The sequence below is a fragment of the Acinetobacter sp. 16 genome (assembly GCF_033439925.1).
GTDB lineage: Bacteria > Pseudomonadota > Gammaproteobacteria > Pseudomonadales > Moraxellaceae > Acinetobacter > Acinetobacter junii.
The window spans coordinates 1464629-1485831 of the sequence record NZ_CP137746.1 but is presented as its reverse complement, the minus strand read 5'-3'; the positions used below and the strand labels follow the sequence as shown (position 1 = coordinate 1485831).

Below are 21203 nucleotides of genomic sequence, written 5' to 3'. Positions count from 1 at the left end.
AATTCTATGCACAAATTATTATATTCAAATAAAACAATATATTATTACATATTATTTAATGATTTCTTAAATTCATGTTTCACCATCAGTTCATTTTATGTTTCAATGAAACATTCAAAGAAATAACACCTGAAACAATATGAATCAATCCATTGATTTTATAAAACAAGTAGATTTGGAAAACTTCTTAGGGTATTTACAACAACTCATTACAGACTGCGCCCTGTTTATTGTTGATCAATCAAACTCAGCTATAGTTTATGAGTTCAAATCAACACGTTTTAATCCCTCTATTGCTCAACTGACTAAACAAAAAATACTAAACAACCTATTAGAAACTGGGAAAATTCATCTGCAATCTGCCACAGCTTCAATTGAGCTTTTATGTCACCAACACAATATCCAAGTTTCAGATCAGGATTTCTCTGGAAAGTTGTACATAGTTCAACCATTGCAACAGGCTGAAACATCAAAAAAAGAAAATAGTGGTCAGAGTTTGTCTGAAACATTTCATAGCCAATCTCCTGAAATGCAACGTATGTTTTCAATTATTGAACGTGTGGCAATTACAGAATTTCCAGTCTTAGTTCGTGGAGAGTCTGGAAGTGGCAAAGAACTGGTCGCACAAGCCATCCATGACCATAGTCAGCGAAAAAGCAAAGTTTTTATCGCAATCAACTGCGCTGCTTTAAATGCAAACATCTTAGAAAGTGAATTGTTTGGGCATGTCAAAGGTGCTTTCACAGGTGCTATTCGTGAACATAAAGGAGTTTTCGAGCGAGCTGCTGGCGGAACGCTATTTTTAGATGAAATTGCTGAAATCCCACTAGAGTTACAAGCCAAACTTTTGCGTGTACTCGAGACAGGTGAATTTACGCCTTTGGGTGGTGAAAAATCTATTAAAGCCAATGTTCGAATCATCACCGCGACCCACCGAGCTTTGCGCGAAGAAGCGAAACAAGGACGTTTCCGTCAGGATTTATTGTATCGCCTGAGAGTTATCCCTATTTTTATTCCGCCTTTACGTGATCGTAAAGAGGATATTCCGTTGATTGCTGAATTTATTTTGAGTCAACAGCAATCTGTATTTCACACACAACCGCATCTATCCGATGAAGCATTAAAAACATTGATTGCTTATGATTGGCCAGGAAATGTCCGTGAGCTAAAAAACACTCTTTTATATGCATTGACCATGGCAAATGAAAAATCAGAAATTGAAGTTGCTGATCTACCAGATGAAATCATAGATATTCATTTGCATTCATCACTAATACAGAATGAGGTATCAGAGAAGCCTGTTTATCCAGAAAAAATCAATAAAAATAAAATTAGAGATGTTTTGATTAAGCATCAAAATGACCTGAATCTTGCTGCAAAAGAACTCAATATGAGTCGAACAACTTTATGGCGATATAGAAAAAAATTTAATCTCTAATAAAAAAGCGAGCTATTTAAAATAACTCGCTTTTACTTATGATGGATGACAAATCCTTATCTTGGCAGATGCGGATTTGCTAAAGGTCGTTCTTGTTTCAATTCACGATCAAATACATCCGTTAACATACTGTCATAACGCTTAGCATTATATTTCAGTAGTTTATCTGCCTCTGTGGGAGTAATAAAATCAATCGCCACAGCATCATGGATTCTTTCTTCAAAGCTGAGTCCTTTGAACTTATCTTTTGATTCTGCGCGTTTGAACTTATCCCACAACGGTTGAATAGTGAGCAACATCTGGAATGTAGATTCCATACGCCCCATCACATCTGTTACTTCAGTGGTGTAATACACATGCTTCTTCAATTCTTCACGGAAAGCATTTTCCTGTAAGAGCAATTGAGCTACTTCTTGTTTCAAATGATCTGTTGGTTTTGCGACTGGACGTCCAAATGGGAAACAGATCAATTTCACTAATTTAGCTGCAACTTTTACTGGGAAGTTTTCATAGAATCCAAAGAAAGCTTCTTGTGCATTAAATAAAGCTTTGTTTAATGCCAATTCTGCATGTTTTTGCTCAGCTTCCGTCCGTTTACCACTTTCATAATATTTAAGAATCGAGGTTGCGATAAATAAGTATGAATGGATATCCGCCAAGCGTCCTGAGAGCATTTCTTTACGTTTTAAATCTCCAGCCAAAAGGCCTAAAGCCATATCCGCGGTTAGAGCAAAATCAGTGCTCATGCGATTGATAATCACATAATACGGTTTGGTGAAAGCATCAGATTGCTTGGATGCATGACTAGGTCCACCCGTAATACCATACGCTAAAGCTCTCGCACCACGGTTAAAGGTATAAGCCAAATGCTTAAACAACAACGTGTTAAATTGTTTCAAAGCAGCTGATTTATCTTCTGCTTGCAGAAGTTGTAATTCTTCAAACAAATACGGATGGCAACGCATAGAACCTTGACCAAAAATCATCAATGATCGAGTTAAAATGTTTGCACCTTCAACCGTAATCGCAACTGGGATTGATTGATAAGTCAATGCTAAGAAGTTACGAGGACCAAGCTGAATCGCACGTCCACCGACTACATCCATCCCGTGATTGATCACAGTTCTCATCGTTTCGGTTGCATAATACTTCGCCATAGCGGTCATAACTGATGGTGTACCACCTTGATTCAAACCACAAGTGACCATATATCTGAATGCTTCTAACATATAAGCATCACTGGCAATATCACTGGTCGCTTCTTGTACACCTTCAAAGTTACCGACAGAAACTTTGAACTGTTGCCGTACACTCGCAAATGCACCAACCAATAAGTAACTCATCTCACCTGCGGCTGTAGCTAATGCTGGTAATGAAATACCACGTCCGACGCCGAGACATTCCATCAACATACGCCAGCCCTTACCAGCATTTTTTTGTCCACCGATGATCCAATCAATTGGAATAAATACATCTGTTCCTTCGACTGTACCATTCATAAACGGCGCACCTGGATTATGACGTGCACCAATTTTAATTCCGTCATGATTTGCAGGAATTAATGCACAGGTGATGCCATATTCGGTTTTGGATTTATCACCCAGTAAACCATCAGGATCATACAGTTTAAAAGCCAATCCAATCACAGTCGCAATTGGTGCTAGTGTGATCCAGCGCTTAGAAAAATTCATTTTTAATCCAAGCACATCCTGACCTTGATACTGACCATAACAAACCACGCCCGTATCAGGAATTGCACCAGCATCTGACCCTGCTTCAGGACTTGTTAAACCAAAACATGGAATTTCTGTACCATCCGCAAGACCTGGTAAGTAACGTTGTTTCTGTTCAGTCGTTCCATAATGCAATAAAAGCTCTCCTGGTCCTAAAGAGTTAGGAACCATACAACTCACAGCTGCAGTTAAAGAGCGTGATGCAATCTTGCTCATAATACGACTTTGCGCAAATGGGCTAAATTCTTTGCCACCAAAAGATTTTGGAATAATAAGACCTAAGAAACCTTTATCCTTGATGAATTGCCATACTTCAGGAGGTAAATCTTTATCTTGATGATGAATTTTCCATTCATCGAGCATGGCGCATAGCTGCTGAACTTCGTTGTCTAAAAAGGACTGTTCTTCAGCTGACAATGTCGAATAAGGATAATCATCAAATTTACTCCAATCAGGAGAACCCATAAACAGTTCTTTTTCCCACCAACTGGTTCCTGCTTCTAGGGCTTCTCTTTCTGTCGTACTCATCGACGGCATTGCTTTTGACAATGCTTTATATGCTGGACGACTGATGAATGCTTCACGTAATGGAGGGAGGAGAAGAATCACACTCGCGAGAATAATTGGTAAGCCAATCAATAAACTCCAAGGTGTGATAAATACACTACATAAAATAGCGATAGTAATTGATAAAATACTACCAATCGTGCGATTTAGTTCGAAATAAAATACAGCCCACAACAAAACAAACTGAATAAACAAGCTAAGCAATATCAATAATAGAGTCATGGTTACTCCTTTGCCTTCAACTTGAACTGAGAAAATTGATTTATTTGAATTACTTCATGTTTGAACTTAGATGGCGATAAGTGAAAAAAGAGTGAATTTTGATTGTACTGATTAAAGACTGATTTGCTTAAATAACTACCATTCATTACACAAGCACATCACAAAAAAACTTTTTTAAAATAGGAAAAAAATAATTTACAGATACTTAAAATTACCAAAAGATAAATTAAAAGCCAAATCGGTATATGATGATTTATTCAAATCATTGCAATCGGTTTAAATTATATTGAACGCTACAGTCAACTTATAATATTTTGCTCTGTACACGACAAATTTCATAGGGCCTGTCCTATCAGGCTTTTTCTTTCTTAAAATTGCGAGCACTTTCTTAAATTCTTCTTTTTTCCAAAACAAATCAAACGTAGAATAACCATTTGAACATAGTCCAAACCGTAGCGAAATAAACTTATTGAAAGTCGTCCATGCTTCTTTATTTTTATCGCTTTTTTTCGATCATGTTGCCATTCACCTGTTAAATAGCACCAACAGAAACCGATAGCTAGACTCGTCTAGGGTCTGTTAAACGAGTATTTTCAAGATTGAATCCACGTCCTTTGAGACAACTAAATAAGGTTTCGATTTCCCAGCGTAATGCATAATCACCAATAGCAGAAGCATTAAACATAGGAGAAACAAGAAGTAAAAGTTCTCCATCTTCTAATCGTAGCGCACTAATATACAGTTTCACTCGACCAACCCAAATACGTCGTTTACGACATTCTGTTTGACCAACTTGAAGATGACGAAATAAATCACTAATTTTATGATTCTTGGCTAAGTGATTGGTCACAATAAAGTTTTTTTAACACGTATACAGAAGTGAATGTCATTTTCAATTAACCATGTAAACCATTTCTCACCGATAAATTCTCTGTCTGCGAACACATTCACAATACGATCTTTACCAAAAATGGAGATAAAGCGTTGAATCAAAGCAATACGCTCTTTTGTATCTGAATTGCCACGTTTATTGAGCAATGTCCAAACAATAGGTATCGCTATTCCACGATAGACGATGGCTAACATCAAGATATTGATATCTCGTTTTCCCCATTTCCAGTTGGTTCTATCCAAAGTTAATTGGACTTTATCGAATGAAAATATATTGAAAATTAACTGAGAAATTTGACGATAATCGAAATACTGATCTGCAAAGAAGCGTTGTATACGTCGATAAAATGATTGTGGTAAGCACTTGATGGGTAAGGCTTTAGATGCAGAAGAAAGATAACATGTCTGTTTTACAATTAATGCAAGCATAATCAGTGTAAACATTTTGCATGTGACTTGTTCCACTTTAGATATTTGTTTAAGATGAGATGTAACTCATTGAAATGTTTCATCATATTCGTCGTCAGAAAACAAGTATTATGCCATTATTTCAATGAGTTATCTTTTTTTGTCGTGTACAAAGAAAAAAATTATATGCAATGTGGTTGGACTCCATTCCAAGATAAAACCTTTCGTTATGAAGTTGATACCACCATTGTTTCTGGGCAACTGGCGTGGCATCAAAATCAGTTATTCTTAAATTGTCGTCGACAAGCATTAGAAATTAATCGTTAAACAAGGGATGATTTTATATTTTTAGAGATCAATGAAACTAAAATTTACTGATCTCATTTCATAGATTCAATATTTTCCTGCCTGATTTGATCATCAACTTAGGCTATTAACGTATAAACTAAAAAACTATTTAAAATATAAAAATCAATCACATAAGAAAATATGTTAAGTGCATCACACAAAATTCACAAGCTGATCTGTAAAACTAAAATGTCTAATGCATATAACTACTTTTCAAATTAGGGAAAAGCATAAGACCCATAACAACTTATCAAAAATTAAAACCTAAGATCAAAAAAGTGATCAAGGAGATACTCTATGGACTCTCGCCTACTTATTGCAATCTTGCTAAGTAGCTTTAGTGCAACCACATTTGCTTCAAGTCACCGAGAAGCACCCTCAATCACTAAGCTACCAAAAGTAGATGCTACAGATTTTTATATGTTTAAAAGCTATGAATCTGGGCGCAGTAACTACGTTACATTATTAGCCAATTATCAACCACTTCAAGATGCCTATGGCGGCCCGAACTACTTTTCTCTTGATTCAAAAGCATTATACGAAATCCATATAGACAATAATGGCGATGCTCAAGAAGATATCACCTTTCAATTCAAATTCAACCAAGAATTAAAAGACCTTCAAGTTCCAGTGGGCGGCAAAAATATTTCTGTACCATTATCTAATATCGGCAAGATTACCAATGACGGTAGTTCAGCCCAAAATACTGCTGAAACCTACACAGTGACGATGATTAAAGGAGATCGTCGCAAAGGTGATCGTAATGTACTCGGCACTTTCAAAAAACCATTTGATAATGTAGGAACAAAATCTATTCCTAACTATCAAGCTTATGCAGATACTTTTGTTCAAAACGTGAATTTCGGAAGCTGTGGTTCAGGTAAAGTTTTCGTTGGTCAACGCCAAGAATCTTTTGCGGTGAACTTGGGAGAAGTATTTGACTTAGTCAATATCAAAATTCCAGCCACTCAACTTGCACCTTCTGGTGTCAATGCTGAAGATCAAGGCTTAAATACAATTGCTGATAAAAACGTCACGACGATCGCTCTTGAAGTTCCACAATCATGTTTAGTGTCAACAAACGATACTGTGATTGGTGGTTGGACGACTGCGAGCTTACCTCAAGCAACCTTATTAAATCCAAATCCTGATAGCAACTTGAACAGCGCATCAAAAGTTGGTGGTGCATGGACTCAAGTTTCACGTTTGGGTATGCCGTTAGTCAATGAGGTTGTGATCGGCTTAAAAGACAAAGACAAATTCAATGCTAGCAAGCCAGCCAATGATGGTCAATTTGCTGATTATGTTACTAATCCAGCACTACCAACTTTAATTGAAGTTCTGTTTAAAGATGCCACAGGCGGCGCTGTTGTAGCACCAACCAACTTCCCACGTACAGACTTAGTGAATGCATTCTTATTGGGTATTCCTGGTCTCAATCAACCAAAAAATGTGAAAGCGTCTGAGATGCTACGTTTGAATACAGCAATCGCACCGACAACAAAAGACAAGCAAAGTCGTTTAGGCGTCATTGGTGGTGATACTGCTGGTTTCCCAAATGGTCGTCGCCCTGGTGATGATGTTGTAGATATTGAGCTTCGAGTTGCTATGGGCTTGTTGTGTACGATTGATGGTGTAAATACTGCCGTAGGTTGTAAAGCAACTGATGCCAAAGCTGGCGGAATTAGTTTCACTGATGGCGCGTTACAATCACCGCAACAGTTCGGTACAACATTCCCTTATTTAAATACTCCAGTATCGGGCTCACCGTTTAATACAGCTAGCAAATAATCAGGAGTAAACACCATGAAAAAATATATGCTGTTGTTCATGGTTGCAATTGGATTAAGCGGATGTGGTGGCGATGATAATAAATCTAAACCCAACAATAACAACCAATCTCAAGGTGATGCTGTACTGAAAGAAACGTTGATATTGGCCAACCAATCGCAAAGCAACTTTGAACAAGCTGAACCAAAAACTCTGACTGCGATATCAGAAACAACCATAGATAACAAAGCTGAACCTGTAGCAGTTAAATTTTAAAACGAAAGCCCTTGGTTAGATTAACTAACTAAGGGCTTTTTTAGGAGTTTTTCTAAATGTTAATCCGCCAACTTACCCTTGCTGTTTTAGTACTTAGTTACTTTGGTCCTGTGCATGCACATCCTAAACATCAACATAAAAATACAAGCTCAGAACTTACAAACAATCAAAGCAGTTTGAATAATCATTATAACGATACAGTGAGAAACCAAATTGTGACCGTATTACTCGAAAAAGCATATGCTCGTGGCGATGGTGATTTATTGGAACAAGCTGAAAACCTAATGAAAACCAGTAAAAATCCTTCCGATGTGGAAAATAAATTATTGGCAACTCGATTAGCGCAGGCTAACCATGATTTTAGTACAGCAGAAAAAACTCTAAAAGAAATACTGAAATCCCAGCCAAACCAATATGATGCTATTTTACAGCTCGCAAATATTTACAGACTTCAAGGTCAATTCGATCAATCGCTTAGCTTATGCAATCAACTAAATGATTCCGAAGTCAAATGGTATCAAGCTGGCTGTATCCTCCAAGTTGAGGCAATGACCAAGAGTTATTCAGATTTAAAACCTAAAGCAGATGAGCTTTTAAAAGCGACTTCACGACTTAGTAAAAATGACAAACAGTGGTTTGGAAATATTTTTCTTGAAGTTGCCACACGATTTAATGACCAACAAGTTGCGACGCAAGCTATTCCCTTACTTGCAACAGATAACCTACCTAATACTCTCGCCAAAGCAAATTGGTATATCGCTCAACAACAATATCAAACGGCATTAAAGATCTTAGAACCCTATCGTTATCATGATGGTGCTCTTTATCGAATTATTTTAGCGAAACAGAAACTAGGTGATCACTCAACAAATAAAGACCTGAGTGAGTTAAGCTTGCGTGTTCAAACCTTATTAAAAGAGCAAGATCACATCCATTTAAGAGAACAAGCACAATATCTTTGGGTATCAAAACAATACCAAGAAGGTCTCAAGATCGCTGCGAAAAACTGGGATATGCAAAGAGAAAATGAGGATTTTGAGGTTTATGCAGAACTTGCACTCGCAAGCCAAGACCGTATAAGCGCTGAAAAACTGTTGCGTTGGAGCACGATCACAGGTTATCAAAATCCAACTTATCTTCCACGTTTAAAACAAATGGTTGCTGTGCTTTGATTTTTTTTTAATATAAATGATTTTAATCGTTACGATTCACAGTGATTTCACAGCAAAAAAATTAAGCTAAACCATAAAATTATATAAGTGAAAAAAAATGAAAAAAAAGATCATTTCTTTACTTTTGATGAGTAGTAGCCACTTTTACTTGAGTCAAATGACTTATGCAGGTGGTGAACTTATTCTAGGTCTTCCGACGATCAAGCTCTCAGCTTCATCTTCTACAGATGAGTCATTTGGTATCGCTACGACTGCTTCTCAAGGTACGATCTCTCAAGAACAAATTCAAACTCGCCCACTCTCTAGACCTGGTGAAGTACTAGAAACGATACCAGGAGTCATCGTAACGCAACACAGCGGTACAGGTAAGGCAAATCAGTTTTTCCTACGTGGATTTAACTTAGATCATGGTACCGACTTTGCCACTTCATTTGATGAGATCCCTATCAATATGGTCAGTCATGCACATGGACAAGGCTATACCGATTTAAATTTTCTGATTCCAGAACTGATTGAAACGATCCAATATCATAAAGGTGCAACATCAATTGATGATGGTGATTTCGCTTCGGCTGGTACTGCGAAAATTTCAAGTATTCATTCATTAGATCGTCCATATGTACAAATGACGCTAGGAAAAAATGATTTACTTAGAGTTTTAGGTGTTGGCAATCTGCAACTGCAGAATGGTGAAATTATTGCTGCGATTGAAAATTTAAATAACGATGGACCATGGATAAATCCTGAGAATTTATCCAAACAAAATGTATTTCTAAAATACTTTAGCGGAGACCACAGTAAAAATAAGTCCATTGCTTTTCAACATTACCAGTCTAAATGGGATGCAACTGATCAAATCCCCGAGCGTTTAATTGACAGTGGGGATATTGATCGATTTGGCAGCCTAAATACCAGCGACGGTGGAAAATCCTCAAGAACTGCACTCTGGTACAATTCAAAGAATCATGATGAAAAACAATTCTCTGAACTTTCATCATATGCCGTTTATAACAAGCTGAACTTATTTTCTGATTTTAGTTATTTTCTTAATGATCCAATACGAGGGAATCAATTTGAACAAGCGGAGGAACGCACAACGCTCGGTGCAAAGTATCAGAAAGGTTGGGCTACGGTTTGGCAAGATAGAGACGTTTTAAATACATATGGCAGCTCTTTTAGATATGACTACATCGCGGATATCGGGCTTTATCAAACTGAAAACCGTCAACGCTTCCGCACAATTCGCCAAGATGATATTCAAGAGTTCTCTTTTGGTATTTGGGGGCAGAATCAAACCAGTTGGCAACCTTGGTTAAAGACCATTTTCGGTGTACGTGGTGATTTTTATTCTTTTGATGTTAATTCAGATCGCAAAGAAAATATGGGTAATGAAACTGACCACATTCTTAGCCCTAAACTGAGCATGGTTTTAGGTCCTTGGAAAAATGTTGAATATTATCTGAATTATGCTTATGGATTTCATAGCAATGATGCTAGAGGCACCACAACTCGCTTAAATATCGATCCAAGAGACAGTAACTATGAACCGTACCAGGTTTGTCGGAGACTCAATATTCTGAGAGACTATTCCGATGAAAAAACCAAACTATACCCCCGAAATTAGAGAAAGAGCGGTTCAATTACTAATTGAATCTGAAAAAGATTATCCTTCTACTTGGGCAGCAATCACAGCTATTGCTCCTAAAATCGGTTGTACTCCTGAAACATTGCGTGTTTGGTATTTAAAGCATATGGATCAACTAAATCCTGCCAAAGTACAACAGAAATCTGACCAAGAAAAAATGAAGCAAATGGAACGTGAAATTAAAGAATTAAAGCGTGCCAATGAAATTCTACGCAAAGCAGCCGCTTTTTTCGCCCAGGCGGAGCTCGACCGCCCACACAAATAATGGTGGATTTTATCCAGAACAATAAAGATCGATATGGTGTTGAAGCGATTTGTAGAATTTTACCGATTGCAGCTTCGACCTATTATCGGGCTTTAGATCTCGTTGATAACCCAGAACATCGAGCGAAACGTGCTCTGCATGATTTACATCATGCAGAGCAAATCAAACGTATTTGGAAAGAAAGTTTAGGTCGATATGGTGTGCGTAAGGTCTGGCAACAATTGAAACGTGAAGGTTATGTTATCGCACGTTGTACAGTTGCTCGATTGATGCAGAAGCTAGGTATACAAGGTGTTTGGCGTGGTAAGAATAAACAAACCACCCGTAGCCGAGATGATCAAAAACGAGCAGATGACTTAGTAAAACGCAATTTTAATGCAGATCATCCTGACCAGCTGTGGGTCGCTGACTTCACGTATATTCAAACTCATTCAGGCTGGGTCTACACCGCATTTATTATTGATGTGTTCTCGCGAACAATTGTTGGATGGAAAGTATCAACACGGATGAATACAGATATGGTACTTGATGCACTGGAGCAAGCATTGCATGATCGAGGCATGCCAAAGAATGTGATTCATCATTCCGACAGAGGTGTGCAATATCTTTCCATTCGCTATACCAATCGTTTAGAAGCAGCAAATTTACGAGCATCAGTCGGTACAACGGGTGATTCATACGATAATGCTCTGGCTGAAACGGTGAATGGCTTATACAAAACAGAGGTGATTGAATATTTAAAAGCAGATTGGCAAGGTTTAGCGGATGTACAACTTGCGACATTAAATTGGGTAGATTGGTTCAACAAAAAGCGTGTACACAGTGCACTGGGTTATGTATCGCCTTTTGAGTTTGAAGCAATGTACTATGATAAGATTAATCCGTTAGGTCAGGTGGCCTAACTTAAATAAAAAAGTCTCCGATAAACCCGGTACGGTTCACTATTTAAATAAAATTGATTCTGTTTCGCCATTAGTCAGAACCATCAATTCTGAAATTGGACTCAGAGCTAATTTTATTCCAGAACTTACGAGTACGATTGCTTTATGGCAACTTGAATCTGATTCAGAACTGGTATTTCTTGGCGATGCAGGTACAACGGAGGCTAGTCGACCAAGTAACGCCAAGGGATTGAAATTTCACAGTTCTATCAACCTACTGATGCGTGGATCATCGATTTAGATGCGGCATGGTCAAAAGCAAGATTTAAAAATCATAGTATTGAAGGAAACCACATACCAGGTACGATCGAAAAGACTGTCGCTGCTGGTTTTACATACCATTTTAATGACCAATTAAACTTTGGTGGTCGTTTACGTTATTTTGGTTCACGCCCACTGATTGAGGATAATTCAGTTCGTTCAGACTCTTCAACTTTGGTGAACTTGCAAGGCAGTTATCAATTTAATAAGAACTTCCAAGCACAACTTGAATTGTTCAACGTATTTGATCAAAAAATTAATGATATTGAATACTACTATGCTTCATGCGCCCGACAGGATTTAGGAGATTCGGCATGTTCGCCTAACTCAACTGAACGTGAAGGTATTCTAGATAAGCATGTCCATCCAACTGAGGGAAGAAACCTCAGAATGACCTTACGTTATTTATTCTGATTTTCAACATGAATGCTCAGGAGAAAAGTTATGTGGTCTCAAAACAAACTAAATGTTTCACAGAGCGCATTTCTCTTTAGCATCATCGCGCATGTTGCGATCCTCATCGTACTTTTAAAACCTGATGCTGAAAATAGTTCTGATATTACTTCGACTATGAAAGTAACTTTTGTTTCTGCATCAATTAAAACAAATAATGATACAGTGCGAATATCTTCTGAGCCCTCCCCATCAACGGTCAATCAACTTCAGACTCAGAATTCAAAAAGATTGGATGCCTCCTCGACTGACAGCACCAATTTAGCAAATCAAGTCCCCGATTTTTTTGATCTCACTCAAGATACACAAATGATAGAGGCTAATAATTTATATGATCCATTATTAGATGCACAAAACAGAGCTAAAAAAGCCATCAAAGATGCAAAGGATGTGTCTAATCTGTATCAAGCAAATATCAAACCGATGGATACAAATTTTTTGGAAGATAATCAATCTCCCATCTCGGAGTCTGAAACTGCGTCATTAGGTTTATACAAGGTCGATGTCATTGATGATCCTAAAGATTTAGAGCTTTACTCTACTTTGATTGAGCTTAGTACGACATCGCTTTCAAAAGATGATGAATTACAAATAAATCAGCTCACTCAACAAATCACAAAACTTTTACATGAAAATGATTTGAGTCTTATCAAAACTAAACCGACAACGATTGAATTTATGATAGATCCCGTCAATCTGATTGTGCTTATTAAACTTTCTGCTGACTCAATCAAAACACATCACAACCTCAAAACATTATTAGAAAACATGTCATTTGACGCGATTTTTATAAATAGCAATCTGAATGAAAGACCTTATTCTTTTACGGTCGAAGTTTAAAAACCTAAATTCTCAACGATCTGAATTTGATTAAAAATAATAACCATACGAAAATGGTGAAAGTATTAAGAAATTTTCAAAAAGCGCTTAGCTGAAGTCGAAACCCATAGAAAGAACAAAGCGACTACTATTAAATTAGTAGCCGCTTTTCCACCAATATTATCTTGATGTGTGCTGATAAAAATGGATTAGATTTTAAAACACCGAATCAAATGGCAGAGAACTTTTACAAATTATTTGCATAGAAACTTCCAAGTGAAAGTTTCCTGTAGTTTCGATACACATCATCAATTACGAAGCACATTACAGATTCCTTGTACTGCAAGAAATCGTTAAATTCAACGAGTATCTGAACCTTTTTGAATTATTCTTATTTAGATTTTTACAATCCAAAATTTTATGTGGGGTAAGTTGAGGGGTAAAAGCATAGATAAAAAAAAGCCCTTGTAAAAACAAGGGCTTTTAGATATTTGGCGGAAGCGGTGACAGTCAAATTCAGATCTCAAATTATTGATAAATATTAATAAAAAAATTTTAATTTAATTTTTTACTGCAATTTTTACTACAAGAAATTCAACCAATGCTTTTTTGCGTTTAGTGATTAAAAGTAATTTAATTCATTGACTTGATCATTCTACCTCAATAATCATCACTTCCCGTAAAATACTTCTAACATGCCTTTAACTACGCTGGTCAGACATAAATTCATCTTAGAATTACTTAGGCATATTGATCCTAAACAGAATCGTATTGTTACAACACATGGTTTCCGCTCTATATTTCGTGACTGGTCAGCCGATAAAACTGATTACCCACGTGAAGTTTGTGAGCATGTACTTGCCCATAAACTTCCCGATGAAGTTGAAGCTTTTTACTTACGTGGAGGGTACCTTGAAAAACGTAAAGGTTTAATGGCTGATTGGACTGAATTCTGTTGTACACACTTTAACTAGACATCATAAAACGAATGCTTCAGCCTTAGATGGCTGAAGCATTCGTTTTAAAGGGAATTACACAGATTTTTTTACAGGCTCTGTACTCTTGATATTAGTTATACTTTTGACATTACTTGTTTTCTGGTTTAACACTTACGATTGTGTAAATTTCACCATCTGCTTTTAATTCAAAATCAACTTTTTGCCCTACTGCAAGCCCATTTAACAACTTAGGATCTGCAACCTTAAAACCCATTGTCATTGCTGGCCATTTAATCGCTGCAATTGCCTCATGATTGAGTGTCAAAATATTTTCTTTCGTATTAATAGCCGTAATAACGCCAACAGCTTGAGCTGTCATTGCTGTAGATGATTCTTTACTCATCTGCTCCATAGGTGCTTCCGCTTTCTTTTGCTCTGATGCCTCATTTTTACTACAAGCGCTTAACGTAGCAATAGTTGCAACAAGAGCTACAATTTTCATAAATTTAAACATAATAAAACCTCTTTGAACGAAATAATAAAACTATCAAGATTTTGATAGTTTCCTTTTGATTAGAAGTTGGTAGGCAGCGGGGATAACAAACATTGATAAAAACGGAGCTGAAATCATGCCTCCAACCATCGGTAAAGCAATACGGCTCATCAATTCAGAACCTGTCCCAGTCCCTAAAAGTATAGGAATTAAGCCTGCCAAAATGACGGCAACCGTCATGGCTTTAGGACGAACGCGTAGTACAGCTCCTGTTCGGATTGCATCATTGAGTTGTTGCTCCGTTAAGGATGTCGTTGAAGAAGATAGGTTTTGCTGTGCATGTTCAACTGCTTGCTTCAAATAGAACAACATGACTACACCAAACTCAGCAGCAACACCTGCAAGTGCGATAAAACCAACTGCAATCGCAACTGAAAAGTGAAAACCGCTCAAATACATGGCCCATATACCACCAATCAAAGCAAAAGGTAGCGTTGCCATAATCAGAACTGCATCTTGTACTTGTCTAAAAATCAAATAGAGCAGTAGAAAAATAATCATCAATGTAATTGGAATGATGACTTTTAAACGCGCATTAGCACGTTCCATAAACTCAAATTGCCCTGTATAGCTAATGCTCATGGCAGAGGAGCGTTTTACTTTTTGATCAATAGACTGCTTCAAATCTTGCACAACCGAAGCTAAGTCACGTCCCTGTACGTCTACATAAACCCAACCGCTTGGGCGAGCATTCTCACTTTTTAGCATTGGAGGGCCATCTGTAATTTGAATATTGGCAACACTACTTAATACAATTTGTTGTCCAGATTCAGTTACAATCGGTAAATTTCTCAAAGCTTCCAATGAGTCTCGAATCTCTCGTGGATAACGTACATTAATAGGATATCTTGCTAATCCCTCAACAGTTTCACCAATATTTTCCCCGCCAATCGCAGATGATACAATTTGCTGCACATCGTTGATATTGAGGCCATATCGTGCAGCCTGCATACGGTTAATATCGACATCAACATATCGACCACCTGTGAGTCGTTCAGCCAAAGCCGAGCTAACTCCGGGCACCTGTTTAGCCACTTGTTCAATTTGCTGTGCTACCCGATCAATATCTTGCAGATCATTTGCTGAAATCTTAATCCCGATTGGACTTTTCACCCCAGTTGCCAACATATCAATCCGGTTACGAATAGGTGGCACCCAAATATTCGTTAAACCCGGTACTTGAACTGCTTTATCCAGTTCTTTTACTAATTTGTCAGGTGTCATACCTGAGCGCCATTCAGACCGTGGTTTGAACTGAATCGTGGTTTCAAACATTTCTAAAGGCGCAGGGTCTGTTGCTGACTCAGCTCTCCCTGCTTTACCAAATACTGTCGCAACTTCTGGAACCGTTTTAATCATTCGATCTGTTTGCTGTAACAGTTCTGAGGCCTTAGCTGCGGACAATCCTGGTAAAGCTGAAGGCATATACAGTAAATCACCTTCATCCATATTCGGTAGAAATTCTCCACCTAATCGAGTTAAAGGTAAAAGACTAATAAGGAAAATTAGCAACGCACCAAATAAAGTGGTCTTTGGATGAGCTAAAACCTGATCCAACATAGGTCGGTATATTTTGATGAGGAAACGGTTCAATGGATTACGCTGTTCTGAGGGTAATTTCCCGCGGATCCAATAACCCATCAAAACAGGAATCAGGGTAATGGATAAACCAGCTGCCGCTGCCATGGCATAGGTTTTGGTAAACGCCAGAGGCGAGAACAAACGTCCTTCTTGCGCCTGTAAAGTAAAAACAGGAATAAAAGATAAGGTAATGATAAGTAAGCAGAAAAATAAAGCAGGACCAACTTCACTGGCGGAACGGGCAATAATATTCCAGCGTGCTTGAGTTTCTAATACTTGATTGGGATGTTCATGCTGCCAAGTCTCTATATGCTTATGTGCATTTTCAACCATCACAACCGCTGCATCAACCATAGCGCCAATAGCAATGGCAATCCCCCCCAGTGACATGATATTGGCATTTAGGCCCTGATAGTACATGACTAAGAAAGCCGACAAAATCCCAAGTGGTAAAGAAACAATAGCTACCATTGCTGATCGTAAATGCCAGAGGAAAAGTCCACAGACTAAAGCCACGACAATAAATTCTTCAATTAATTTATGACTGAGATTCTCGACTGCCCGATCAATCAGTTTACTGCGATCATATACAGGAACAACTTGCACTCCTTTAGGTAAACTTTGTTGCAATTCAGCCAGTTTTGCTTTCACAGCAGTAATCGTTTCACGTGCATTCTTACCGGCCCGTAAAATCACAACACCGCCAACAGTTTCACCTTGTCCATTCAGCTCAGTGATACCACGACGCATTTCCGGTCCGAGTTGAATTGTTGCAACATCACCTAAAGAAACAGGAACACCCAAACTATTTGTTCGTAGTGGAATCAGGCGAAAATCATCTAAAGTTTTTAAATAACCAGAAGCTCGTACCATATATTCAGTTTCAGCCATTTCAAGGACTGAACCACCAGTTTCCTGATTAGCCTTTTGAATCGCTTCAATGACATTGTTTTGTGTAACACCTAAAGCCGCCATTTTGCTTGGGTCTAAGACAACCTGATATTGCTTCACCATTCCCCCAATCGTGGCAACTTCAGCCACATTGGGTAATGTCTTTAGTTCATACTTTAAAAACCAGTCTTGTATGCTTCTCAGTTGTGCAAGGTCATGTTGTCCTGTTGGATCAACTAACGCATATTCATAAACCCAGCCAACGCCTGTGGCATCTGGCCCTAATGAAGATTTCGCATTTGCAGGAATTCTTCCCTGAATCTGATTTAGATATTCCAATACACGCGAACGGGCCCAATAAAGATCGGTATGTTCATCAAAAATGACATATACAAATGAATCACCAAAAAAAGAATAACCGCGAACAGTTTTAACACCGGGCACCGATAACATGGTTGTTGTTAAAGGATAGGTCACCTGATTTTCAACAATTTGTGGTGCCTGACCGGGAAAATTAGTTCGGACAATCACTTGTACATCAGACAAATCTGGCAAAGCATCAACCGGTGTATTCTTTACAGCCCAAGTTCCCCAAGCTGCCAAAACTAAAGCTGCCAACAAAACAAATATGCGATTCGCAATTGAAAAACGAATAATACGAGCGATCATAATGGTTCTCCCGTTTAGTTCTTCATAGATGTCATGGACATCTTGGAAATGTCAGAAATAACGTAAGCATCTCCAGTATGTGTAAACCCAAAACGGACCTGGTCACCTTGCTGAATTCGGGTAAATGGTTGTACGGGCTGTTTAAAGCTCATGGTCATAGCACCCCAGCCCAACTCAGGAATAGCTTGGTGTGAAATGGTAATATCTTGATTTGTGACTTTTTCAACTTTACCAAGACCTTGATATGTTGACCTCTTAATCGTTTGAGATGATGCAATTGGTTGCCCAGTGTTGAGCTTATCCAATACGCCTTGCAAATTTGCTTCAGAATCAATCAGAAATTGTCCTGAAATCACTACTTTCTGACCAGCTTTCAACCCTTGCAGGACTGCAATTTTATTGCCATCACTTTGACCTAACTGTACAACAACAGGTTCAAAACGTCCTTGCTCATGCCCTACAATGACAACATTCCGAGTACCTGTCCGTATAACAGCTTGCTCTGGTATAACCAAACTGCTTTGGGGATTATTTATTATATTGACAGAAGCAAACATCCCTGGCTTAAGTTGACCACTAGGATTTGGTAATTCAATCCGAACTTTAATAGTTCTTGATGTTGTATCTAAGGTAGGCAAAATGTCGATAACTTTGCCAGTTACTTTTTGAGAAAAAGCAGCAAAATTGGCTTCTACACTCATACCTCGTTTGATTCCAGCAATTTGTTTTTCAGGAACGGCTGCCTCTAGCCAAATCGGGTTGATACCTTTAATTGTGGCCAAGGTTTGTCCCATAGCCAAAGCCATACCATTGCGGACTTCTAGTGAATCAATAAATCCACTAATGGGAGCTTGCAAAGTTATATTAGATTGCACTCGACGAGTTCGCTCAACTTGATGAATCACATTTTGTGGTATTCCTAAAAGCTGCAAACGTTGACGGCTTGCTTGAATAAGGGAACGATCTCCAGTACGGAGCACAGCTAAAAATTCAGTTTGCTCTCCAGTCCATTCGGGTATTGAAATATCAGCTATAGGGCTTCCTTCGGTCACCATATCTCCAACAGCATGCCCATACACTCGCTGAACAAAGCCACTTGCTCTAGTTTGTAAAATAGCTGTTTGCCGTTCATTTGCTTGTAATATGCCATTAGTAAACATGGCATTTCCAATTACAGCCTGTTCAACAGTGTCGTAACGGATGGCTAAATTTTGTTGAAGAGATGGATCTATTTTGACTGTAGGACGACTTTCATCCGTCATCGCAGTATTTTCGTCTGCATATTTAGGTACCAGTTGCATGTCCATAAATGGAGACTTGCCTGGCTTATCAAAATGATGTTCTGGTTTCATTGGATCGTACCAATAAAGCACTTTAGCATCCTGCTTCTGGCTTACCAATGCCGATTGAGAACCCTCTTCCTGATGAGCAAACCAATATCCGGCACCGCCACCTACGACAAGACTAATTGTGGCAACTCCCATGACAGTCATTGCCAATTTATTTCTTAACATTATAGCTGCTCCTCAGCATGGTTTAAGGTCGGCTCTTCAAAGGCAAAATAAAGTTGTGCTGTTGTAATTGCTTGTTGTTGTTGAAGATCAATAAGTCGCAGCTGTTGTTCTAAAAGAGCTTGCCGGGCAGTAATGACATTGGACAAATTGCTTTTACCAGCTTGGTAGCTTGCCAACTGTAAACCCACTTTTTGTTTAGCGAGTGGAATACTTATTTGCATTGCACGTCTAATTTGCTGATCAAGCGCATCAAGATCAGATAACCCATCATCCAGCATGGTGAGATATTCACGGTATTGAACTTCTTGATCGGCAATGATCCGGTTTTGTTCGGCTAAAGCTGCCTGAATGAGGGGACCACTACGTTTTTTTGAAAATACAGGAAGCTCAGTTGTCAGTTGTACACCGATCATATCGCCAAACTCTGGGGCACGATGCTGGTATGCAAGCTCAATCCCCCAATCAGGCTTTTGTAAAGCTTGAGCTTGTTTCAATTTTGCTTCAGCAGTTTTCTTTTCAGCCTGAAAAGCTTTTAATTCAGGATGCTGATGCAAGTGATGATACAGCTTTGATGTATCAAGATGGATGGATGGAGCTTGGTCAGGTAAGGTTTCAATTTGAGTAAGGTTTTCGGTAGGCTCTGCACTGATCAAGCGATGCAACTCTAGCTTGGCTTTATTTAAATCACGAAGCAAATCATCCTTCTGGTCAAGCAATACCGTGGCTTCTTGTTTTGGATCAAGTGCATCAGCAACTATTGTCCGACCAGAGGTGACCTGTGTTTGGGTCATCTGAGAAAGTAATCGATTCTCTGAAAACAGTTCATCGTATAGCGCCAATTTACGCTCAAGATAAAAACGTTTAAACCAAGCAGATGCAACTTTTTGACGTAACTCAATACGTAGAATCTCAGTTTGAGCAGTGACTGAACCCAATTCAGCTTTTGCTAACTCGACCTCGGCTTGTCTTTTGGCGCGGTTTGGAAAATCTTGCATAACGCCAATTTTCTGCATGGTCATGCCATCTTGTGTGACTGACCATGACGCATCACCGGATACAGGGTAATTCTCTAAACCTACAAATAGTTTAGGGTTGGGTAAAATCCCTGAAGCTGAAACCATATCCTTAGCCCCTTCAATCCGGGCACTATTTGCTCTTAAGGTAGGCGCATATTGCTCAGCAAGCTTCAAAGCTGTATCCAGAGTCATTGGCTGAGCATAGACTTGGCCATAGACCAGAGAAAAACAGATCACACCTATCGGCCATCTCACCCTGCGAGATAGCTTTTCTTTATAAAGTTTCATATTTTTAGCTCTAAAATGATATACACGCGCACGCGCAGAACATCCATAAAAATGCTATGAATGACGATGAATCATTAAATTAGATAGAGCGTGGGGGTTTCCAGAGAACAGAAGGAAAAGGAGCAGGAAGGTTTTGATCCAGAGAATAAAAAGCCGATCGCTCTATAGGAAGGAACACCTTTGCGTACAGAAAATCTTGCGGAGAAGGGGTATACGCAATCTTGGCAAAAGACATAATGCACTCCTGCTCAGACATACAGGATGGATCATGTAAAGATTTTTTGGCCTTTGTCTCTACTTTCATACAATCAGTGTGCATTGTATCCTGATTTTGAGATGCTTCCATTGGTATAGGTTGCATCTGTTCAGATGGCATTAAACATCGCTTATGTACAGACGAAGCAACAGCAGCCGATCCGACGAACAGGATAGCAAACGATAAAAACAGCGATAGGCATGTCTTTAACCACTGCATAGATTTAGACCAAAATTTAAGCTTTTTTAGTTTTACAGATTTGAAATTAAATAGCAATAATTTCATGAA

General features: G+C 38.5%; 12 protein-coding genes, 5 pseudogenes and 1 other annotated feature. Of the genes and pseudogenes, 10 read left to right on the top strand and 7 right to left on the bottom strand.

The features are described 5' to 3' along the window. The first annotated feature begins 139 nt into the window (after positions 1–139). Positions 140–1438: a sigma-54 interaction domain-containing protein gene (locus R2H34_RS07315; protein ID WP_004959328.1), complete on the top strand. Its 1299-nt coding sequence runs from the start codon at positions 140–142 to the stop codon at positions 1436–1438. Between the two features lie 56 nt (positions 1439–1494). Here R2H34_RS07315 and R2H34_RS07310 read toward each other — a convergent pair whose 3' ends face one another. Beyond that, entirely contained in the window at positions 1495–3960 is a 2466-nt protein-coding gene (locus R2H34_RS07310) for an acyl-CoA dehydrogenase (RefSeq protein ID WP_075696382.1), read from the bottom strand. Between the two features lie 345 nt (positions 3961–4305). Beyond that, a pseudogene (locus R2H34_RS07305) lies at positions 4306–5363 on the bottom strand (IS4 family transposase); the annotation flags it as partial. Between the two features lie 61 nt (positions 5364–5424). On the opposite strand from R2H34_RS07305, the pseudogene R2H34_RS07300 reads away from it, so the two are divergent. The 9 genes and pseudogenes from R2H34_RS07300 to R2H34_RS07260 form a co-directional block, all read left to right on the top strand. Further along, a pseudogene (locus R2H34_RS07300) lies at positions 5425–5586 on the top strand (dihydroorotase); the annotation flags it as partial. A 318-nt stretch (positions 5587–5904) separates the two neighbouring features. After that, positions 5905–7398, top strand: a complete 1494-nt coding sequence (locus R2H34_RS07295; protein ID WP_042893740.1) for a DUF4331 domain-containing protein — start codon at positions 5905–5907, stop codon at positions 7396–7398. A 15-nt stretch (positions 7399–7413) separates the two neighbouring features. Continuing rightward, a complete protein-coding gene (locus R2H34_RS07290) occupies positions 7414–7653 on the top strand; it encodes a hypothetical protein (RefSeq protein ID WP_318342538.1) in 240 nt (79 codons plus the stop codon). A 56-nt stretch (positions 7654–7709) separates the two neighbouring features. Continuing rightward, a complete protein-coding gene (locus R2H34_RS07285) occupies positions 7710–8825 on the top strand; it encodes a tetratricopeptide repeat protein (RefSeq protein WP_042893738.1) in 1116 nt (371 codons plus the stop codon). Positions 8826–8922: 97 nt separating this feature from the next. Further along, positions 8923–10368, top strand: a pseudogene (locus R2H34_RS07280) (TonB-dependent receptor); the annotation flags it as partial. 49 nt (positions 10369–10417) lie between these two features. Then, positions 10418–11637 (top strand): IS3-like element ISAba29 family transposase gene (locus R2H34_RS07275; RefSeq protein WP_318342272.1). Its coding sequence is split into 2 segments (ribosomal slippage): positions 10418–10694 and positions 10694–11637, totalling 1221 coding nucleotides; the frame shifts between segments, so codons are not numbered across the junction. Next, positions 10693–10809: a sequence feature (AL1L pseudoknot), on the top strand. (Overlaps the previous gene by 117 nt.) A gap of 40 nt (positions 11638–11677) precedes the next feature. Further along, positions 11678–12351, top strand: a pseudogene (locus tag R2H34_RS07270) (TonB-dependent receptor domain-containing protein); the annotation flags it as partial. 30 nt (positions 12352–12381) lie between these two features. Then, entirely contained in the window at positions 12382–13230 is an 849-nt protein-coding gene (locus R2H34_RS07265; RefSeq protein ID WP_042893393.1) for a hypothetical protein, read from the top strand. Positions 13231–13898: 668 nt separating this feature from the next. Next, positions 13899–14183 (top strand): annotated as a pseudogene (locus tag R2H34_RS07260) (integrase); the annotation flags it as partial. A 112-nt stretch (positions 14184–14295) separates the two neighbouring features. Here R2H34_RS07260 and R2H34_RS07255 read toward each other — a convergent pair. From R2H34_RS07255 to R2H34_RS07235, 5 genes are all read right to left on the bottom strand, one after another. Then, positions 14296–14661, bottom strand: a complete 366-nt coding sequence (locus R2H34_RS07255; protein ID WP_004912811.1) for a copper-binding protein — start codon at positions 14659–14661, stop codon at positions 14296–14298. A gap of 33 nt (positions 14662–14694) precedes the next feature. Beyond that, positions 14695–17841, bottom strand: coding sequence for an efflux RND transporter permease subunit (locus tag R2H34_RS07250; protein WP_087540645.1), 3147 nt, complete (start codon positions 17839–17841; stop codon positions 14695–14697). A 14-nt stretch (positions 17842–17855) separates the two neighbouring features. After that, the gene (locus R2H34_RS07245; RefSeq protein WP_042893403.1) at positions 17856–19355 is read right to left on the bottom strand and encodes an efflux RND transporter periplasmic adaptor subunit; all 1500 of its coding nucleotides are present in this window, start codon (positions 19353–19355) and stop codon (positions 17856–17858) included. Further along, a complete protein-coding gene (locus R2H34_RS07240; protein WP_075696214.1) occupies positions 19355–20659 on the bottom strand; it encodes a TolC family protein in 1305 nt (434 codons plus the stop codon). The genes R2H34_RS07245 and R2H34_RS07240 overlap by 1 nt, the downstream gene beginning before the upstream one ends. A gap of 79 nt (positions 20660–20738) precedes the next feature. Continuing rightward, positions 20739–21200, bottom strand: a complete 462-nt coding sequence (locus tag R2H34_RS07235) for a hypothetical protein (RefSeq protein WP_042893404.1) — start codon at positions 21198–21200, stop codon at positions 20739–20741. Positions 21201–21203 lie beyond the last annotated feature (3 nt).